Below are 19,407 nucleotides of genomic sequence, written 5' to 3'. Positions count from 1 at the left end.
CTTCTCGCATCTTGAAGACGGCACGTTATCAATCAACAATTTCAAGACGTAAAATGGCGCACCCGACAGGATTCGAACCTGTGACCTTTGGAATCGGAATCCAACACTCTATCCAGCTGAGCTACGGGTGCATCCGTTGGCGGCAGGGCCGCCGAAGCAGGCTGTGAGCGGTTCTTAGCCTAGCTTGCGCGTCGCTTCAATGGTCATTGCAAGAGATTGTGGTAGAAACCGCCATCCTGTGCTTGCGTTGTGGTCGCGGCGCATCGCTTCGGGCAATGGCGCCGGGCGACGGCCAACCCATCTGACGGGATCACCCACCCGATGTAGCTAGAATTGGTCAGGCGAACGTCCTTGCGACGAAAGGCGGCGCGTTATAAATTCTGCATTAAAGATAATTCTAAATTAAAGTGCCCAGTGCTCAAGTAGGCAGGCGTTCCAGTAACCAAGTGCTCCAGTACCCAGTGCTCGCGTAATTGTTTCAGGCGAGGGGGCAAGTTTTGGTCAACCGATATCTCACGACCGGCGAACCGGCGTTGGAGAGGCTGCGCTCCGATCCCGCATTGATGTTTCTTGTTGCTCTCGCGGCCGTGCTTTTCGTGCTGAACACCTGGAACGGTATCGGCATCCTTCCGGATTCGACGCGTTACATGCAGATCGTCAGCACGCCCTATGACGCGCCGCTTTACGCGTGGATGCTGGGTGCCGGGGGATCCCTTGGGTTTGCGCTTGAGCATGTCGCGCTCGGCATCGCCTTTCTGCTTTATCTTCTCAATACCTGGCTCGTCTTTTCGCTGTTCAGGACGGCGCTGCCGGATCAACCGTTCTTCGTGACTGTCGGAACGCTTTTGATCATCGTCAATCCGACATTCCTCTGGACGAGCACGATAGCGATGTCGGAGGCGCTGTTCCTTGCGCTGACATTTCTCGCCATCCGTTTCTTCATTCGCTATATGCGCGGTGAAGGGCGGGGGCCCTTGCTTGCCTCGTCTGCCTGCGTCGGGCTTGCCATGCTCGCTCGCTTCGTGGCGCCTCCGGTAGGGGCGGCCTTTGCCACAATCGCGCTCTTCTACAATTCGGCGCGATCCCTTCGCCAAAGGCTCCTCGACGTCGTCCTCCTGTTCGCTGGTAGCGCCGGTATCTTTCTCGCCTGGGTGATCGTCAGCAAGCTGCTTGTCGGCCGGTCGGTTGGCCGCGCGCTCTGGTTCTATGGCAATGCCGATGCCGATCGCTGGCTAGGCGGGCTGTCGCTTCTGGCGAGCTTTCTCCTGCCGAGCCAGGTGCCGCAGGTGATCCGCATCCCGGTGCTGCTTCTCGCGCTTGTCGCGGCGACGGTTGTTCTGGTGCAGACGCTGAAGCGAAACTGGCCCGAACGCCGGCCGGACGACCACGATCTGATGACCCTCATCTTCGGCCTGTTTGGATATTTCTATCTGCTGTTCGTCGTGCTCGCCGTGCATGTGGAGGCGAACCTGCAGCTTAATTCGCGCTACTCGCTTCCCTTCTATGTCGCCATCATCTTCGTTCTGGTAATTGCGGCGGCGGACTATTGCGGTCGCGTCGATGCAGCACCTGTCGTCCGGCGTTCGCTTGCGCTGATCCTGCTCTGCCTTCTCGCCATCCACGGACTGCGCAGCACCGCCCAGACGGCGGAGGCCTTCCGTGACGGGGTGGGGTTTCAGAGCACGGCCTGGAAGTCGTCGCCGATCGTGCGCGCAGTCAGGGCGTTGCCGGCAGATGCGGTCATCTTCACCAATGCGTGCGACCCGCTCAATTTCCTGACGCGCCGCTCGACGGACTGGATCCCCTCCCACAGCGAAAGGCGAACCGGCCTTGAGAGTGACGCGGGTTCGCTCGACGTACAGCTAGAGCGGTTTCGCGAGGATATGGCGCAGAAGAATGCCTATGTCGTCTTCGTCGATGCGATCGACTGGCGGTTCTACCTGGTGACGGAGAAAGAGCTCGTCAAACTCGCCAAGCTGAAGCTCGTGCGCTCCGAGAGGGACGGTCGCATCTACCAGACGGCAAGTACCGGCGCGCCGTAGGCGTCCCGAATCAGGCGCGTGGTCTCTAGACAAGGAGAGGGACATGCCAGCAAACCCGGAAGAGACGACGCCTATCGAGGCGTTGGGGCCCCAACCGCGGGGGAGGGCAAGCGACTACCTGTCGCTGGCCCGGTTCGACCATGTCACCAAGCACGTCTTCATCCTGCCTGGGCTGATCCTTGCCTGTGCCCTCAGCGAGCCTGATCCGGCCGCTCTCGTCATCAATATTCCCGTGGGGCTTCTGAGCGCCGTCTCGATCGCATCGGCCAATTACGTCATCAACGAGTGGCTCGACCGGGAACGCGACGCGGCCCATCCGACCAAATCACAACGTCGCGCCGTCGTCGTCGAGATGCAGCCGCGCATCGTCTACGGCGAATATCTGCTGCTTGCCGTCATCGGACTGCTGCTTGCGTCGGTCGTCGGCAAGCTGTTCTTTGCCACGTCGCTGCTCTTCCTGCTGTCCGGCATCCTCTACAACGTCGAGCCCATCCGGGCGAAGGACAAGCCCTATCTCGATGTGCTGACGGAATGCCTCAACAATCCGATCCGCTTCCTGCTCGGCTGGGCCATCGTCGATCAGGTGACCCTGCCGCCGGTCAGCGTGCTTGCGGCCTACTGGATGGCCGGCGCCTTCCTGATGGCGGCCAAGCGGCTCGGGGAGTATCGCGACATCGCCACGAATGCGGGGGTCGCCGTCCTGAAGAAATATAGGCGGTCGTTCGAATACTACACCGAGGAGAGCCTCACCGTTTCCTGCTTCGTCTACGCGATGATGACGGCGTTTCTGCTTGGCGTTTTCCTGGTGAAATACCGGGTGGAATACATCCTCGTCTTTCCGTTCATCAGCGGCCTCTTCGCCGTCTATCTCTGGCTTGCCACGCGCCCCGGATCGGTGGTGCAACGGCCGGAAAGGCTGTTTCACTCCCGGCGGCTGGACGTCATGCTGACCTTGACCATCGCCGTCTTCCTGTTCGCGAGCTTCGTCAACGTGCCGATGCTGGACTTCCTGGCCGCTTCTTTCCTCGTGCCGATATCGTCGCTGCAATGACCGGTTCGACGCTGCCGAACGGAGCCTTGCCAAACGGACCGGTGGATTGGGATCGGGTGCGCCTCGTGGTGTTCGATCTCGACGGCACGCTCTACGACCAGCGGCGGCTGCGGGCGCGGATGCTGCTGCGGCTTGTTGCGGACGCGGCGCGCAGGTGCAGCCTTGGCACCATCCGCATCCTGCGCGCCTTTCGCGACTGCCGCGAGGAACTGGGCGATGCGTTGGCGACCGATGTGGCAGCCCGGCAATACGAACTGACTGCGGAGCGGTGCGGGCAGTCGCCGGAGAGCGTCCGGAAGACGGTCGAGGAATGGATCGAACGGCGTCCGCTCGATCTCCTTCCGGCTTGCCGGTGCCGCGGCGTCGAGCGGGTGTTTGCCGGCCTTGCGGTTCAGGGAAAGACGATTGCGGTTTTGTCCGACTATCCGGCGTCGGAGAAACTGAAGGCGCTTGGCCTTGGCGCCAGCATCGTCGTCTCCGCCATGGATCCCGAAGTCGGCGCTTTGAAGCCGCATCCGGCCGGTCTTGCCCATGTGCTCAATCGTGCGCAGGTGCCGGCGGAGCAGGCGATCATGATTGGCGACCGGGTGGAGCGCGACTGGGCGGTGGCGCAGAGCCACGGCATGCGCGCCCTGATTCGCAGCGCAAGCCCAATTGCCGGCGTCGATACGTTCCGCGGCTATGACGACGAGATCTTTTGGCCAGTGACGGAGCCGCAGCCGATGGGCGCGCCGGCTCCGGCGCCCCGCTCGCTTACGATATCATCTTGAGCAGCCAGAGCGCGCCCTGCTTGAGCGGCGCGCGGTGCGGGCTCTTTGCGGTGACGGCTGACGCGAGCTTCGCGCTTTGGCGATACCAGTCGTAGCTCTCCTGCAGCATGGCTTCGTTGGAGTATTTCGGCCGCCAGCCCATGGCAAGCAGGGGCTCGACGTCGAAGTAGCATTCCTTGTGGTAGGTGAGGTAGTGCCAGGGCACCAGCGGCGAGACCCTCAGCCAATGCAGCGCCCGCAGCGTGTTGATGGTAGCGGCGGTCGGAAGGCTCCGGACTTTCGATGTGCTGCCGGCATAGCGGATCAGGGCCTCCAGGTCATGGCGCAGCGTGCCGAAGCTGTCGGTGCCGACATTGTAGGTGCCGCTCCGACCGGCCTTGAGCGCCAGCATGTAGAAATCCATGAGATCATGGGCGTGGACGAACTGGAACTTGATGTTGCCGGATCCGATGACATAGACGGCGCGGTTCTCGCTGATCCATTCAAAGAGGATCTGGAAGATGCCGAGCCGGCCGCCGCCAAGGGTGGCGCGGGGCCGGATGGTGATCAGGGTCATATCGGCGGCCGTGCAGATGGCCTCGGCCACTTCTTCGCCGGCGCGCTTCGATTTTCCATAGGGCTCCACCGGGCGAAGCGGGGTTGTCGCCGTGATCGGGCCGGAAGGCGGGATGCCGTAGGCGGCGGTCGAACTGACATGGATCAGCGACCGGACGCCCGCTCTTGCGGCTTCCTCGCAGACGATACGGGTCCCCTCGACGTTGACGTTCCAGTAGTCGCGCCCCGCATCCGTCTGCGCCACCAGCGCCGCATTGTGGTGGACGACGTCGACGTCGCGCATGGCGGCGCGCACGCCGTCGCGGTCGAGCACGGAGCAATTGACGAACTCGATGTCCGCCGGGCGGGAGCGATCCTCCCAGAGGTCGAGCACCCGCACCTCGTCGCCGTGTTCGCGCAACCGTCGAGCTGCGAGGTTGCCGATGAAGCCCGATCCGCCGGTGATGAGATGTCGCATATGTCCCTCCAGCCCCTGTCTTCGGAATTGTCCGATCAGATCGCCCGATCCTCGAGCGCGCGTGTGATGTTGCGATGCGCGACGGCCATCACTGTCCCTTGCGGATTGACGACCGTCGGCCCGCACAGAAGCGAAGCGTCGGCGATGTAGAGATTGCTGGCGCCATGCACGCGTCCGAACGAACTCGCAGCGCATTTCTCGGCGTCCTCGCCCATCGGGCAGGAGGAGAAGAGGTGAAGCGCAGTGGCGTTTGCCTGCTTGGGAGGAAGCGTTTCGGGAAGCTTGGCGATATCGGCCAGCGATTTCAGCACCGGATAGCCCGGAATGCTCGGATAGACTGCAAGGGCGCCGGCGGCAAAGAGCACTTCGGCGAGGCGTGCAAGGCCGACGGCCAGTTCCTTCAGGTCCGACGGTTGAAGGCCGACCCGCACCAGGGGATCGCGAAAGCCGGGCAGGGATCTCACCTTGCCGGATCCGCCGGTGCTCTGCACGTAGTAGATCGCCATGCGCCGCCAGTCCCGATCGACCGCATCGATCATCTCCGGGTGTGCCGCCATGGCCAGCGCCAGCGCCGGCCGTTTGCTCATCGAGCAGCCCATGCTGAAGCGCGGGTCGAATTCCTTGATCTGGTGGACGGGTTCGAGTTCGCCAGGGGTGTTGAGTTCGTCGGGGAAGACTGCCACCACCTTCAGCATCGGATGGAAGCGCAAGCTGTCGCCGACATGGCGCGTGATGCCTGAGCGGCGCAGCAGCCACGGGGTCTGCACCGCGCCGCCGGCAACGAAGACGGTTTTTGCCTTCAGTTCGATCTGGCGCGTGCCCGCCGGTCCCTTGCTGCGCGCATGCACCGTCCACTGCCCGTTCGCATGGGTAAGCTTGGTCGCGCAGGTATCGGCGAGCAGCATACCGCCGGCGTCGAGGAAGCGCGGCACGAAGGTTGCCGACATCGATTGCTTGCGGCCCGGAGATCCGCCGGCCCCGGCGGCGGCGTAGGCAAAGAGGCGCGGCACTTCGAGGGAAGACCATCCGAGCCGCTGCGCACCCTCATCGAGCCGTGTCGACAGTTGCGGCGCAGGGCCAGGCAGGTATTCGACCCGGGCTACTGCCTCGCAGGCGTCGAAATGCGGGGTCAGTTCTTCGAGCGTCAGGGCATCGACCCGATAGTCGCGGCGCCAGCGGTCGAGCACTGCTTGCGGCGTGCGGTGGTAGAGGCCGCGGTTGATCTCGCTGCCGCCGCCGACGCAGCAGCCCTCGACATAGGCGATCTTCGTCGCGCCGAAGCCGATGTTGATGCCGGCGTTGCGGTACTTCTGAAGGATTTCCTCGCGGGAGAAATGCGGCGCAGACTCGAGCGCCAGATGCGGACCTTCCTCGATCATCAGCACGGACTTGCCTGCCTCCGCGCAACGGGTGGCGGTCACCGCACCGCCCGGCCCGGAGCCGATGACGATGATGTCGGGGGCAAGCCTCTCAGGGGCTAGCAGGTGCTCCGGTTGCAGGTTCATGCTGGTAATCCTGGCCGTAAAGGTCTGAGTAAATACAGAATAATGCCAATGACATATGGAACTCGACGAAGCGCCGACGGAACTCGAGGCGGGATTGCCGCCATTTGTCGAGTTCGGCCAGTCGGTCGTCGAGCGAAAGCTGATGAAAGAACTTGCCTCTGCGCAGCAGCGGCCAGGCATTGAAAAGAAGCACGAGACTATGGAAGGGCGGGCGCAGATAGTCGGGCATCTGACGATGAACTTTCAACAGAAACTCTGCCGCACGTACGCCCAGGGCGCCCCGGCTGTCATCGGTAGCGCCGCGTTCATGGGCAATCGCCTCGCCGAGCGCCAGGATGGCCTGTTGAAAGTGCTGCGACATGGCCGAGCCCGTTATCAAGCCGGCCCCTCGAAAGGAGCCTGGCGCTGTTTTGATGAATACGGTTGTCTGCTCTTTACTGCCTGTATTTCTAGCTGCTCTTATAAGCAAAAGCTACTAAAACGTTGTTTTCGACCAGGCGGCGACCATCTATGCGCCAGTCGCTGGATGTCGCTCGATGCGAAAGGCACCGGATGAGACGCCTTCTGGATATGAGCTTTGTTCGCTATTTCGCCTGCGGCTGCATCGCGGCGAGCCTACAGGTGGCCACGCTCGCCGTCCTGGTCGAGACGGCGCGGCTCGAACCGGTCTATGCGTCCACCATCGCCTTCTACTTTGCCGTCGTCGTCAACTATTTCCTGCAGCGGCGTTTCACCTTCCGATCCGACGAACCGCACCTGAAGGCGTTGCCGAAGTTCTTGGCGGTGTCGACCTTCGGCGCCGGAATAAACGCGGTTGCCTTCACGCTGCTATCGGCCGTCATGCACTATGTCGTTGCCCAGGCGCTGGCGCTGCTCCTGGTCTTTTCGGTGAACTATGCGCTGAGCCGGACGCTGATCTTTCGCGCCGGCAGCGCGGGGGAAGGGCGCGGCACAGAGCCGGCCCGTGCTGCGGGGCGAGCCCCATCGGGCAAATAGAAACGCCGCGCCCGGGGGGCGCGGCGTCATTGAGAGGGTGGTCTTGTGCGATGCTGGGCTTACGCCACCTGCATGGCGCCTGGGCCGGGGATCGCCTTTGGCGGCACCTTGCCCATGATGATCATGCCGAGCACCTCGTCCTTGGTGACGTCCTCGGTGCGGGCCTGGCCGACGACCTGGCCATTCTTCATGACAGACACGCGGTCGGCGAGGTCGAAGACGTCGTGGATGTCGTGGCTGATCAGGAAGATGCCGATGCCTTCGCGCTTCAGCTGCTTGATGAGATCGCCGACCTGGGCGGTTTCCTGCGGCCCAAGGGCTGCCGTTGGCTCGTCCATGATCAGGATGCGGGCGTCGAAGAGGATCGCGCGCGCGATCGCCACCGATTGCCGCTGGCCGCCCGAAAGCGCCTTCACCGGCTCCTTGAAGCGCTGGAAGTTGGGGTTGAGGCGCCCCATGACTTCGCGGGCCTTGGCCTCCATCGCCACGTCGTCGAGCGTGCCCCAGGGGGTGCGCAGCTCACGGCCGAGATAGAGGTTGGCGGCGGCGTCGACATTGTCGGCGACGGCGAGCGTCTGGTAGATCGTCTCGATGCCGTATTTCTTGGCGTCGCGCGGGTTGTTGATGTCGGCGGCCTCTCCATTGATCAGGATCTCGCCGGCATCGCGCTTGTAGGCACCCGAGAGGATCTTGATCAGCGTCGACTTGCCGGCACCGTTGTGGCCGAGCAGCGCCACGACCTCTCCGGGGTAGAGGTCAACGGAGGCGTTGTCCACGGCGTGAATGCCGCCGAAGGAGATGGAAATGTTCTTCATTTCCACAAGCGGAGTGCGTTGGTCTTTCATGGATCGTACTCCTTACTTGGCGCGGGCGCGGTAGACAGTGTCGAGCCAGACGGCGACGACGAGGACTACGCCGACGACGATGCGCTGGAACGGACTGTCGATCCCCAAGAGCACCATGCCCGACTGTAGGGATTGCATGACGAGCGCGCCGATCATGGCGCCGGCGATCGTGCCGACGCCGCCGGCAAGCGAGGTGCCGCCGATGACGGCTGCAGCAATCGTGTAGAGTTCGTCGAGTTCGCCTTGCGCGTTGGTTGCCGCATTGAGGCGGGCGGTCGAGATCGCCGCGGCGATGGCGCAGAGGATGCCCATCAGCGTGAAGATCTTGACGGTAACCCAGCGGGTCTTGATGCCGGCGAGTTCGGCCGCTTCCGGGTTGCCGCCGAGCGCAAAGACGTAGCGGCCGAAACGCAGGCGGGTGGCAATGAAGGTCATGACGATGCCGACGGCGATCGCCATCAGCACCGGAATGGCAATGCCGTGCGAGATCAGCAGACCGCCGTCCGGCCAGGCGATGCCGTTGGCGTCGGCATATTTGCGGGCGATGTTGGTCGGCCAGTAGTAGCTGTTGGCAACGGCGATCGCGCCGAGAACCAAGATACAGCCGAGGATCGCCAGGAAGTACTCCGCCCAGATCGGACGGAGCGGGAAGCGGAAGCGCTTGCGCTGCTTGCGCGAATTGAGGATGGCGGCGACGATGGCGATGCAGGCAAGGATGCCGACGATCCAGCTTGCCGTTGCGCCGATCGAGCCTTCAGTGCCGCCGCCCATCAGGCGGAAGGTGGCGTTCATCGGCGCGACCGTCTGGCCGCTGGTGACGAACCAGGTGGCACCGCGCCAGACGAGCAGGCCGCCCAGCGTGACGATGAAGGCGGGCACGTTGAGGAAGGCGACGATCGAGCCCTGCAGCGCGCCGATGGCGGCACCGACGGCGATGCCGCTCAGAAGGGTGATGATCCAGATGGCCGGGTGTTCGAGGCCGAGATATTGCGGCAGGAACTTCGCCTGCATGACCCCCATGACCATGCCGCAGAAGCCGAGCACGGAGCCGACGGAGAGGTCGATGTTGCGGGTGACGATGATCAGCACCATGCCGGTCGCCATCACGGCGACGGAGGAGGTCTGAACCGTCAGGTTCCACAGGTTGCGCGGCGTCAGGAACAGCCCGCCGGTCATGATCTGGAAGCCGACCCAGATGATGACGAGCGCGCCGACCATGCCGAGCAGCCGGGTGTCGATCTCGGTGGCGCGGAAGAAACGTTTTACCGGGTTCTCGTCCGCTGTACGGGCGCGATTTGTCTGTGCGCCCTTTGTGTTGCCTTGTGTGATGTCGGCCATGGACGTGCCTTCCCCCCACTTATGTTGTTGATGTCATCGCGTCAGTGGCACCAAGAGCCCCAAGTGGACGCGACAAGTCCGGTACGACGGCAGAAACCGAGCCTTCGTGCTGATTGTGCGGTCGCGGTCGCGGTATTGTCCGCCGCGTCCGCACCTTGCGCAAGCGCCGCAACGGGTTGCGTTGCGGCGCTTGTCTTTTGTCAGCGCTCAGTTCTGCTGGTGCGGCTTATTTGCAGGCCGCGACGTCGCCCTTGACGCCCTGGCAGGCTTCAGCCTTGGAGATCCAGCCCGCGTCGATGACGACGTTCAGGTTGTCCTTGGTGATCGGCAGGGGAGCCAGGAAGACCGACTGCATGGCCACGCCCTTCGGGCCGCCGTTGAAGGTGGTGACGCCAGAGACTTCTTCCATCTTCTTGCCGCCGGCAAGTTCGACGGCGACTTCTGCGGCGCGCTTGCCGAGTTCACGGCTGTCTTTCCAGACCGAGACGGTCTGCGTGCCGAGAGCAACACGGTTCAGGGCCGCCTTGTCGGCGTCCTGCCCGGAGACCGGAACGGAGCCGGCCAGGCCCTGGGCGTCGAGGGCTGCGACCGCACCGCCCGCGGTGCCGTCGTTGGAAGCGACGACCGCATCGACCTTGTTGTCGTTGGCGGTCAGGAACTGCTCCATGTTCTTCTGGGCGTTTTCAGGCTTCCAGCCGTCGGTATAGGCTTCGCCGACATTCTTGATCTTGCCGGCGTCGACGGCTTCCTTCAGCACTTCCATCTGTCCGGAGAAGAGGAAGTCGGCGTTCGGGTCGGAGGACGAGCCCTTGATGAAGACATAGTTGCCTTCCGGCTTGACCTTGAACACTTCGCGGGCCTGCATGCGGCCCACTTCCTTGTTGTCGAAGGTGATGTAGAAGGCGGCCGGGTTTTCGATCAGGCGGTCATAGCCGACGACCGGAATACCTTCGGCAGCGGCCTTTTCGATCGCCGGGCCGATGGCGTCGCTGTCCTGGGCGAGCACGATCAGTGCGTTGGCGCCCTGAGCGATCAGCGACTCGATGTCGGTCAGCTGCTTGGCGGCGGACGATTGGGCGTCAGCGGAGATGTACTTGTCGCCCGAGGCTTCGAGGGCTGCCTTGATGGCGGCTTCGTCGGTTTTCCAACGCTCTTCCTGGAAGTTAGACCAGGATACGCCGACGACCAGGTCCTTCGCCTGGGCAACGGAATGCAGGGAAACGATGACGGCAACCCCTGCCATCAGCTTCAAAACGGTTTTCATTTCATCCTCCCGAGTGAGGGCCGGCCAAGCGTGCGAACCTCCCGCACCATCCTCCGCCAGCCTTAAGACGCTGTCGTAGATCGTGCCGCTACATTGTGCGGAATTATTTTCTCGACAGTCGAGAAAATGAATGTCATGGATTTTTGAGGCTGTCAACACGGTGCGAAAGCTTGGTTGCGGCATCAACAAGGTGTCCGTGAGCGGTCGCGTCCGATGTTTCTCGACCGCCCTGAAAATCGGTGCCACAAGGCTGTCGACAAGGCGTTCTGCTCCTTGTCTTGCCGTTCAACAGATGCTTTGGGAGGGGCATGTGTTCGAAGGATCCGCCACTGACAGGGACGTCTCATGCTGACCAAGTCCAGCACTGAGCTCGTGCGTCAGCAAAACAGCGCGCTGGTCCTTGCGGCGCTCAGGCGCGCCGGCAATCTCTCCCATACGGAAATCTCTGCCGAGACCGGGCTTGCCTCCGCGACCGTTTCGGCGATCACGGCGGAACTGGAAAAGGCTGGTGCGCTCGCCAAGGCAGAGCAGCAGGTCCAGGGCGGGCGCGGGCGGCCGCGGGTGCTGTTCACGCCACGCCGCGATCACGGTCATCTGATCGTCGTTCGGATCTCGTCCGACATCGTGCAATATTCGCTGGTCGACTACGGCGGCACGTTGCTCGACCGCTTCGACGAAAGCCGAAACCACGACGAGCGCGGTACGGCCCCTTTCGCCCGGGCATTCGTCGATGCGCTCGAGCGCCTGTTGCAGCGGTCGAGACTGGAGCGGAACCAGGTACTGGCCGTCTCTATCAGCAGCAAGGGCCTGGTCGACGGCGCGTCCGCGCGGCTCTTGTGGTCGCCGGTGTTCGGGCGGGAGGAGCTGGATTTCGCCGCGCTGCTCGCGCCGGACTGGCGGGCGAAGGTCATGCTCAGCAACGAAACCCTTCTGGTCGCGCAGGCCCTCGCCGCCCAGGCAGAGCGCAAGCCGGAGAGCGGCTTTAGGGCGCTTGCGGCGATCTCGCTCGGCCACAGCATCGGCCTTGGTGTTGCCCGCAAGAGCCAGAGCGGCGATATGGATGTCAGCGCGCCGAATTTCGGCCACATGCTGCACGCGCCGTCCGCGGGCCTTTGCCGCTGCGGCGCCTATGGCTGCATCGAGGCGGCGGCCGGCTTCTACGGCATCCTGCGCGCGGCCTTTGAGGTGCCGGCAGACACGATCCCCGCCAAGTTCGTTCCGGTGACGGAGCTCGACAAGATTGCCGCCAGCGCACGACAGGGCCACCGCATGGCCGGCTATGCCTTTCGCCAGGCCGGCATCGCGCTCGGCAACGGCATCTCACGCATGTTGAGCCTCTACGAGCGCATGCCGGTCCATGTCACCGGACCCGGCATCCGATACTTCGATCTGATGCTGCCCGGGATCGAGGAGGGGCTTGCCCAATCGATGCAGATCCGTCTTCAGGGGCCGCCGGAAATCACGGTCGTTGCCGACGAGCAGCGCCTGGTTTTCGAGGGGCACCTGGCGCGGGCGCTGGGTGTGATCGATGGCGACATCGCCAGCGTCGGCGGATCGGCGATGCACGGTTGAGGCGAATTTTCGGGCAACCATTTTTGGGGTTGTACCGAAGGCGAACAATTCCAGTGATACAATTTACAGTTATTTAGCGACTCCTTGTCAAGGTGACCCTGACGCGGGAGACGATTATGTTTTCAGTGATTGCATGCATACGCGACGATCATGACTGGCGCCTCATCCTGGTTGCCGCGATCGTCTGCCTGGCAGGCAGCGTCGCGACGATGCTGCTCCTGTTGCGCGCGCAACGAAGCGAAGGCAGCCAACGCGGTTTGTGGATCGCGGCCAGCGGTTTTGCCTGCGGTATCGGCGTCTGGTCCACCCATTTCATCGCCATGCTCGCCTATGACGGCGGCGTTCCCGTTGCCTATGGCGCCTGGGGCACGCTTCTGTCGGTGGCCGTGGCGATCGCAGCGTCCTGGATGGCCTTTGCGATCGGTCTTGGCGGGCGCTCGCATCTCTCGATGACCTGCGGTGGCCTGCTGCTCGGCGCCGGCATTGCGGCGATGCACTTTACCGGCATGCGGGCAATCGAGATCCAGGGACATATTGCCTACGATCCCCAATCCACCGTCTCCGCCGTACTCGCCGGGACGGTGCTGGCCGGTGCCGCGCTCTACGCCTTTCAGCTCTTGCGCGGCGTGCGGCGCCTGGTCGTCGCGTCGCTCCTGCTGGTCGTCGGCATCTGCGCGCTGCACTTCACCTCGATGAGCGGCATCACGCTGGTGCCCGAGGCCAATGTCGCCGTTGCCGATACCATCCATCCCGCCTGGCTTGCAGGCGGCGTCATTGCCGCTTCGACCACATTGATCGTGCTCGCCTTCGGCGCGCTCTTCCTCGACCGGCATCTGACAGATCTGCGCGGACTCGCCAATGCATCGCTCGAAGGCATGGCGATCGTCTTCGACGGCGTAATCGTGGACGCCAACGAACGCTTCGCGGGCCTGACAGGTCGCAAGCTTTCGGAGCTTTCCGGACGGCACCCGGCAGACATCTTCGTCTTCGGCGAGGAGGGGTTGGACGCCCACAGACACGGCGACGGTCCGGGCGAAATCGACCTCTTGAACGCAGAAGGTCGCACCATTCCCGTCGAGTTCATGTGCCGGACGATCGAGTATCGCGGCCGGGAATGTGAAGTGATCTTCGTGCGTGACCTGCGGGCGCGTAAGGAGGCCGAGCGCACGATCGAACATCTCGCCCATCATGACGCGCTGACGGACCTGCCGAACCGCGCCTTCTTCGACCGCAGGCTGGGCCAGACGCTGGCGGCGGCGGCTGTGAGAAACGAGGAACTGGCGATCCTCTGCCTCGACCTCGACCGCTTCAAGGCGGTCAACGATATCTTCGGCCATGGCGAGGGCGACCGCATCCTGATGAAGGTCGCCGATATCCTGCGCGCAGCCGTCGGCGAGCAGGATACGGTCGCCCGGCTCGGCGGCGACGAGTTCGCGATCATCCAGGTGGGCGGCAGGGAGCCGGAGGCGGCGCGGCAGTTGACGGACCGGATCCTGGCGCTGTTTGCTGGCGAGATGGACACCAATCGTGACCCGACCGCCGTCGGCGTCAGCATCGGGGCTGCGATCTTTCCGGCAGACGGGCAGACGGCGGATCAGTTGCGCAACAATGCCGACACGGCGCTCTACCGCGCCAAGCAGAGCGGCAAGGGCATCGCCTGCTTCTTCGACCGGGAGATGGACGAGGCGGTACGCACTCGCCGCCAGATCGAAAACGACCTGCGCCATGCGGTGCTCCGCCGACAATTCTTCCTCGAATACCAGCCACTGGTCGAAGTCCAGAGCGACCGGATCATCGGCTACGAAGCGCTGCTGCGCTGGGAGCATCCGCAGCGCGGGTTGATCGGCCCGGATGTCTTTATCCCGATTGCCGAGGAGAGCGGCTCGATCATCCAGATCGGCGAATGGGTGCTGGAGCAGGCCTGCACGGAAGCGGCGAAGTGGAACGAGCCCCTGCCGATTTCCGTCAACATTTCGCCGGTCCAGTTCCTTTTGCCCAACCTCTTCGACCAGGTTGCGAACATCCTGCGCCGCACCGGACTTAATCCCTGGCGGCTCGAACTTGAGATCACCGAGGCGGCGCTGATGCACAATCGCGAGGACGTGCTGGCAGTGCTGGTGCGGCTACGGGTCCTTGGTGTGCGGATCGTCATGGACGATTTCGGCACCGGCCATTCGTCGCTGAGCAACCTTCAGACGTTCCCCTTCGACAAGCTGAAGATCGACTGCAGCTTCACCGCGGCGCTGGAAAAGGACCCTTCGGCGCAGGCGATCGTCCGGGCGATCATCGCGCTTGGCCACAGCCTTAGGCTCGCGGTCGTGACCGAGGGCGTCGAAACCGAACGGCAAAGACAGATCCTCGCGGAGGAGGGCTGCCTGCAGATACAGGGCTTTCTCTCCGGTCGGCCGGGTGCCGCGCCCAGCACCGGCCAGGAAACCGCGCGCCGGGAGAAGGTGCCGGCGCGCGCCGACGGTTGAAACGGCCGCGGCCGGGCAGTGCGGATACGAAAAAGGCCGGGCATATGGCGCCCGGCCTTTTTCCTTGATCGGTCGTCGGTCGAAGGCTCAGGCGACGCTGATCTGGCGCTTTTCGACGACGGACTTTACAGCCGCATCGGCAAGCGCGAGAGCCGCGAGACCATCCTTGCCGGACGGCGTGATTTCCGCACCCTTTTCGATCGCGGCGATGAAGCTCTCGATCTCGTTGGCATAGGCTTCGGTATAGCGGGTCATGAAGAAATCGTGCAGCGGCGGGCGGGTGTAGCCGTCGCCATTGGCGATCTCGATCGAGACCGGGCGCTGGTTCTCGGCGGAAGCCACCCCCTTCGAGCCATGGACTTCGATGCGCTGGTCGTAGCCGTAGGTGGCGCGACGGGAGTTGGAGATGATCGCCTGCTTGCCGGACGCCGTCTGCAGGATGACCGAAACGCTGTCGTAGTCGCCGGCCTCGCCGATCGCCTTGTCGACGAGAACGGCAGCGGTTGCCGTCACCGAGACCGGCTCTTCGCCGAGCAGGAAACGGGCCATGTCGAAGTCATGGATGGTCATGTCGCGGAAGATGCCGCCCGAACGCTTGATATAGTCGACCGGCGGGGCGCCCGGATCGCGCGAGGTGATCGTCACCATTTCGACATCGCCGATCTTGCCGGCGTCGATCGCCTTCTTCACGGCCATGAAATGCGGGTCGAAGCGGCGGTTGAAGCCGACCATCAGCTTGGCCTTGGTCTCGCTCACGACCTTGAGGCAGGCCTTCACGCGCTCGGCGTCGAGATCGACGGGCTTCTCGCAGAAGATCGCCTTGCCGGCGCGGGCGAAGCGTTCGATCAGGTCGGCATGGGTATCGGTCGGCGTGCAGATGACGACGGCGTCGATGTCCTTCGCCGCTTCGATCGCTTCTATGGTGCGGACCTCGCAGCCATACTGCTTGGCGATGGCATCGGCGGCGGCGGGGAAGGCATCGGCGACGGCAACAAGCACAGCGTCGGGATTGCCGCTGACGGCTTTCGCATGAACCTTGCCGATGCGGCCGGCGCCCAGAAGACCAAATCTGACTGTCATCTCTGTTTCTCTCGAATTCCGGTTCGCGACCGGGAAGGGGCGTGATGATCGGCGCTCATCGCGCAAAGGCGCCGCGGAACGCTGCTTCCGCGAATGGTTTGGAGAATTGCCACGAAAGACCGCGCGTTGGAACGCTGCGCTCAGCACCTCTCCCTTGATACCTCCGTTTCTACTCGGCCACTTCCTATTTAGAATGAAGTCGCCGATGTAGATTATTTCGGAATTTTTATTCCATTTTTATTGCGCCCGTCAAGGGAGTCGGAGGCCATGGCCTTGCCGTCCGCGACGAATTTCCCCTAAATGGGACGCACGCGACAAGGCCACCAGAGGACAGAATGCTCAAATTCATCGATCCGGACCATCCCTTCTACCGCCCACTGTGGATCCGTCTGCTGATCGTGGGCTTCTGCGGCGTCTGGACAGTGGTCGAATTCCTGGGCGAGCAAACGATGTGGGGGATGATTTTCCTCGCGGTCACCGCCTATGCCTCGGCGGCTCTCTTGGTTTTCTACAAGCCGAGCGAGAAGGGCGTCGAGAAAGCTGGGGACGAGGGGCAAGGCAAGGGCGACGGGAGCGACGCTGGCTGAGGTTCACGGCGCCGGGGTGATGGCGCGCATCTGCTTTGCGGCTTCGTCGATCAGCATGTTGGCGAGTTTCATGCGCACGGTGGCATTGGCGCGAAACGCGGCCGGCAGACGGTCCGGATGGTTCAGGGCCGCGAAGGCCCGGCGCTTTGCCGCAAGCGTCATTTGTGTTTCGTGGTCGACAAGGGCCAGTTCCTCGGCCACGTCGGCAAGGGTCGTACGGCTGAGATAGTCCGGCATGACCGGTGGAGGTGGCGGCTCCACGAAGGACGCATCGAGATAGGCGCGCTCGACGGCGCCGAAGGCAGCCGAGCGGGCGCTTTCGGCAGCAAAGGCGTTGTCGAATGCCGGGGCGTAAGGCGTGGCGACGCGCGTCGCTTCAGCCGGTGCCGGTTCGATATCCTCTTCCGATTTCAGCCGCTCGAGCACCGACTGAAAGACTGACATTCCAAACATGACGTCTCCGATCGCGGCGCACCATGGCAGGCGGAGATTATCCCGGGCTGATCAGACTGATCATGCCAGGGCTGATCAGGCGCGGCCCTGCTTGAGGATCAGGTCGTAGAGCAGCTTGGCGCTCGGCGGCAGCGCGCGTCCCTCGGCAGTGATCAGCCCATAGGGTTTGATTCGGATCGGGATTTCGGTCTTCAGGATGCGGATTTCGCCGGCCGGCGTACCGTTGCCGGCAATCAGGTTGGCGACGTCGAGTGCCACAGGTGCAATTGCGTTGGTGTTGCGCACCATCGACAGCGTCAGGATGATCGAGGAGGTGTTGATCACGGTCGCCGGCAGTCTCACCCCGGCCGCCACGAAGCTGTCTTCGACCGCGCGTCTCAAAAGGGTGCCGGGCGGCTGGAATACCCAGTCATAGGAGGGCAGGTCCTCGGCGACGACCATGGGCTTGTCGAGCAGCGGATGGCCGTCGCGCACGATCAGGCAAACCTCCTCGTAGCCGATCTCCACCATGTTGAAGAGCCGCGGCGGCTGGTCGTCGGGGATGCGGCCGATGATGAAATCGTGGCGGGCGGCGAGCAGTTCCCTTGCCAGCACGTTGCTGTTTTCGATCTGGACGTTGATCTCGATGCCGGGATAGGCGGTCATCACCTGACGGATGGCGGGCACGGCGAGATTGAGCGCCGGGCCGGTGACCGAGCCGAGCGAAACCGAGCCGCCGCTGCCGGTCTTCAACTCGTTGATCTCGCGCGATGCCTCCCGGAGTTCCAGAAAGATGCTGCGCGCGCGTCGCGCCAGCGCTTCGCCATAGGGCGTCAACAGGACACCGCGGGCAACGCGTTCGCAGACCGGCGCCTTCAGCATGGTCTCGATTTCCGAGAGCATGCGCGAGGCCGCCGGTTGCGAGATGCCGAGGGCGTCAGCGGCGGCGCTGATGCGGCGGTGATCGTCGATCGCGAGAATCAGCCGGAGGTGGCTGATCTTCAGGCCCGAGCGGAAAAGCGTCGAATCGAAGAGTTCGCCGGCGGTGCTCGGTTTCTGATCGCGCATTTCAACCTCTGCGTTTTTTTCTTTGGTTTTCAGGGATTTTCAAAAATCACACTGTTTGCGCTCGATATATCACTTTTGGTATGTATTCAAAGCAAAATTGTATTTGACAGTTATATGGTTTCATTCCAGTTTTTGCTTATGTGCCAGCGCATGTAGGAGCATGCGAGGCGGGGAGGCCTCTCCTTCACCTTGATCCGCTGCCGGAGACGAAGATCTCGGGCGGCGGATTGCTGCGCATAGACGGAAAGGCTCTCGCCTGCCGGCTTCAACTTTTTTGGGAGAGAACTGATGAAATTGATGACTTCGCTTCTCGCAGCCGCCGCGATTTCGATCGCGTCCTTCGCTGCACCGGCATTTGCGCAGGACAAGGGCACGGTCGGCATTTCCATGCCGACGAAGACGTCGACCCGCTGGATTTCCGACGGCGAGACCATGGAGAAGCTGTTCAAGGAAGCTGGTTACACGCCGGACCTGCAGTTTGCTGACGACGACATCCCGAATCAGCTCGCCCAGATCGAGAACATGGTGACCAAGGGCGCCAAGGTTCTCGTCATCGGCGCCATCGACGGCACCACGCTCTCCGACATCCTGCAGAAGGCCCACGACGCCGGCGTCAAGGTCATCGCCTATGACCGCCTGATCCGCGACTCGGGCAATGTCGACTACTACGCCACCTTCGACAACTTCCAGGTCGGCGTGCAGCAGGCAACCTCGCTGGTCCAGGGCCTCAAGCTAGACGGCGCAACCGAGCCGAAGAACATCGAGCTGTTCGGTGGTTCGCCGGACGATAACAACGCCTTCTTCTTCTACGACGGCGCGATGTCGGTCCTGCAGCCGCTGATCGACAGCAAGAAGATCGTCGTCAAGTCCGGCCAGAAGGGCATGGACCAGGTCGGCACGCTGCGTTGGGACGGTGCCGTGGCACAGGCCCGCATGGAAAACCTGCTGTCGTCGAACTACACCGACGCCAAGGTCGATGGCGTTCTGTCGCCCTATGACGGCCTGTCGATCGGCATCATTTCGGCGCTGAAGGGCGTCGGCTACGGTTCGGGCGACATGGCAATGCCTGCCGTCACCGGCCAGGACGCCGAGCTGCCGTCGGTCAAGTCGATCCTTGCCGGCGAACAGTATTCGTCGATCTTCAAGGACACGCGCGAACTCGCCAAGGTCACCGTCGGCATGGTCAACGCGATCATGGAAGGCAAGGAGCCGGAAGTGAACGACACCAAGACCTATGACAACGGCGTCAAGGTGGTTCCGTCCTACCTGCTGAAGCCGGTTGCCGTCGACAAGTCCAACATCAAGGACGTGCTCGTCAGCTCGGGCTACTACACCGAAGACCAGATCAACAACTGATCTTTTTGAGCG

Annotated in this window: 17 protein-coding genes and 1 tRNA gene; 9 read left to right on the top strand and 9 right to left on the bottom strand. The window is 63.0% G+C overall.

What is annotated here, in order from left to right; genetic code table 11:
- Positions 1–54: 54 nt before the first annotated feature.
- A tRNA-Arg gene (locus ASE71_RS18790) sits at positions 55–131 on the bottom strand.
- Positions 132–563: 432 nt separating this feature from the next.
- Between ASE71_RS18790 and ASE71_RS18785 the strand changes: the two genes are divergently transcribed.
- Genes ASE71_RS18785 through ASE71_RS18775 form a run of 3 tightly spaced genes read left to right on the top strand, consistent with a single transcriptional unit; the run spans position 564 to position 3,863 of the window.
- Positions 564–2,042 (top strand): ArnT family glycosyltransferase, encoded by a 1,479-nt coding sequence (locus tag ASE71_RS18785; protein ID WP_156400707.1) that lies wholly within the window; start codon positions 564–566, stop codon positions 2,040–2,042.
- A 43-nt stretch (positions 2,043–2,085) separates the two neighbouring features.
- Positions 2,086–3,093 carry a UbiA family prenyltransferase gene (locus tag ASE71_RS18780; RefSeq protein ID WP_060518863.1) on the top strand — a complete coding sequence of 336 codons (1,008 nt, stop codon included), beginning with the start codon at positions 2,086–2,088 and terminating at the stop codon, positions 3,091–3,093.
- On the top strand, positions 3,090–3,863 hold the full coding sequence (locus ASE71_RS18775; protein WP_060518861.1) for an HAD family hydrolase: 774 nt from the start codon (positions 3,090–3,092) through the stop codon (positions 3,861–3,863). The genes ASE71_RS18780 and ASE71_RS18775 overlap by 4 nt, the downstream gene beginning before the upstream one ends.
- Here ASE71_RS18775 and ASE71_RS18770 read toward each other — a convergent pair.
- Complete coding sequence (locus ASE71_RS18770) at positions 3,847–4,875, bottom strand: NAD-dependent epimerase/dehydratase family protein (protein WP_060518859.1); 1,029 nt, start codon at positions 4,873–4,875, stop codon at positions 3,847–3,849. The two genes, ASE71_RS18775 and ASE71_RS18770, sit on opposite strands and share 17 nt — an antisense overlap.
- 35 nt (positions 4,876–4,910) lie before the next feature.
- A complete protein-coding gene (locus ASE71_RS18765; RefSeq protein ID WP_060518857.1) occupies positions 4,911–6,380 on the bottom strand; it encodes a GMC family oxidoreductase N-terminal domain-containing protein in 1,470 nt (489 codons plus the stop codon).
- A gap of 55 nt (positions 6,381–6,435) precedes the next feature.
- On the opposite strand from ASE71_RS18765, the gene ASE71_RS36250 reads away from it, so the two are divergent.
- Together ASE71_RS36250 and ASE71_RS18755 are read left to right on the top strand one after the other, a co-directional pair.
- Entirely contained in the window at positions 6,436–6,936 is a 501-nt protein-coding gene (locus ASE71_RS36250) for a hypothetical protein (protein ID WP_060518854.1), read from the top strand.
- On the top strand, positions 6,933–7,376 hold the full coding sequence (locus ASE71_RS18755) for a GtrA family protein (RefSeq protein ID WP_060518852.1): 444 nt from the start codon (positions 6,933–6,935) through the stop codon (positions 7,374–7,376). The genes ASE71_RS36250 and ASE71_RS18755 overlap by 4 nt, the downstream gene beginning before the upstream one ends.
- Positions 7,377–7,435: 59 nt before the next feature.
- Here the strand turns inward: ASE71_RS18755 and ASE71_RS18750 are convergent, their stop codons facing one another.
- From ASE71_RS18750 to xylF, 3 genes are all read right to left on the bottom strand, one after another.
- A complete protein-coding gene (locus tag ASE71_RS18750; RefSeq protein ID WP_034793927.1) occupies positions 7,436–8,221 on the bottom strand; it encodes an ATP-binding cassette domain-containing protein in 786 nt (261 codons plus the stop codon).
- A gap of 12 nt (positions 8,222–8,233) precedes the next feature.
- Positions 8,234–9,559, bottom strand: coding sequence for a sugar ABC transporter permease (locus ASE71_RS18745; RefSeq protein ID WP_060518850.1), 1,326 nt, complete (start codon positions 9,557–9,559; stop codon positions 8,234–8,236).
- Between the two features lie 226 nt (positions 9,560–9,785).
- A complete protein-coding gene (xylF, locus tag ASE71_RS18740; protein WP_034793921.1) occupies positions 9,786–10,823 on the bottom strand; it encodes a D-xylose ABC transporter substrate-binding protein in 1,038 nt (345 codons plus the stop codon).
- Between the two features lie 345 nt (positions 10,824–11,168).
- Between xylF and ASE71_RS18735 the strand changes: the two genes are divergently transcribed.
- Together ASE71_RS18735 and ASE71_RS18730 are read left to right on the top strand one after the other, a co-directional pair.
- Positions 11,169–12,395 (top strand): ROK family transcriptional regulator, encoded by a 1,227-nt coding sequence (locus ASE71_RS18735; protein WP_060518848.1) that lies wholly within the window; start codon positions 11,169–11,171, stop codon positions 12,393–12,395.
- Positions 12,396–12,511: 116 nt separating this feature from the next.
- On the top strand, positions 12,512–14,872 hold the full coding sequence (locus ASE71_RS18730; RefSeq protein ID WP_060518846.1) for an EAL domain-containing protein: 2,361 nt from the start codon (positions 12,512–12,514) through the stop codon (positions 14,870–14,872).
- An 87-nt stretch (positions 14,873–14,959) separates the two neighbouring features.
- On the opposite strand, the gene iolG is transcribed toward ASE71_RS18730, so the two are convergent.
- Entirely contained in the window at positions 14,960–15,952 is a 993-nt protein-coding gene (gene iolG, locus ASE71_RS18725; RefSeq protein ID WP_034793914.1) for an inositol 2-dehydrogenase, read from the bottom strand.
- Between the two features lie 335 nt (positions 15,953–16,287).
- On the opposite strand from iolG, the gene ASE71_RS18720 reads away from it, so the two are divergent.
- Positions 16,288–16,539 carry a hypothetical protein gene (locus ASE71_RS18720; protein ID WP_034793912.1) on the top strand — a complete coding sequence of 84 codons (252 nt, stop codon included), beginning with the start codon at positions 16,288–16,290 and terminating at the stop codon, positions 16,537–16,539.
- A gap of 3 nt (positions 16,540–16,542) precedes the next feature.
- Here the strand turns inward: ASE71_RS18720 and ASE71_RS18715 are convergent, their stop codons facing one another.
- Together ASE71_RS18715 and ASE71_RS18710 are read right to left on the bottom strand one after the other, a co-directional pair.
- Positions 16,543–16,992 (bottom strand): hypothetical protein, encoded by a 450-nt coding sequence (locus ASE71_RS18715; RefSeq protein ID WP_034793909.1) that lies wholly within the window; start codon positions 16,990–16,992, stop codon positions 16,543–16,545.
- 75 nt (positions 16,993–17,067) lie between these two features.
- The gene (locus ASE71_RS18710; protein WP_034793895.1) at positions 17,068–18,039 is read right to left on the bottom strand and encodes a LysR family transcriptional regulator; all 972 of its coding nucleotides are present in this window, start codon (positions 18,037–18,039) and stop codon (positions 17,068–17,070) included.
- 288 nt (positions 18,040–18,327) lie between these two features.
- On the opposite strand from ASE71_RS18710, the gene chvE reads away from it, so the two are divergent.
- Complete coding sequence (gene chvE / locus ASE71_RS18705) at positions 18,328–19,395, top strand: multiple monosaccharide ABC transporter substrate-binding protein (protein WP_034793892.1); 1,068 nt, start codon at positions 18,328–18,330, stop codon at positions 19,393–19,395.
- The last annotated feature ends 12 nt before the right edge of the window (positions 19,396–19,407 follow it).

This window comes from Ensifer sp. Root954, from assembly GCF_001429005.1.
Classification (GTDB): Bacteria; Pseudomonadota; Alphaproteobacteria; order Rhizobiales; family Rhizobiaceae; genus Ensifer; species Ensifer adhaerens.
The sequence above is the reverse complement of the archived record's forward strand: the minus strand, read 5'-3'. Positions and strand labels throughout refer to the sequence as shown.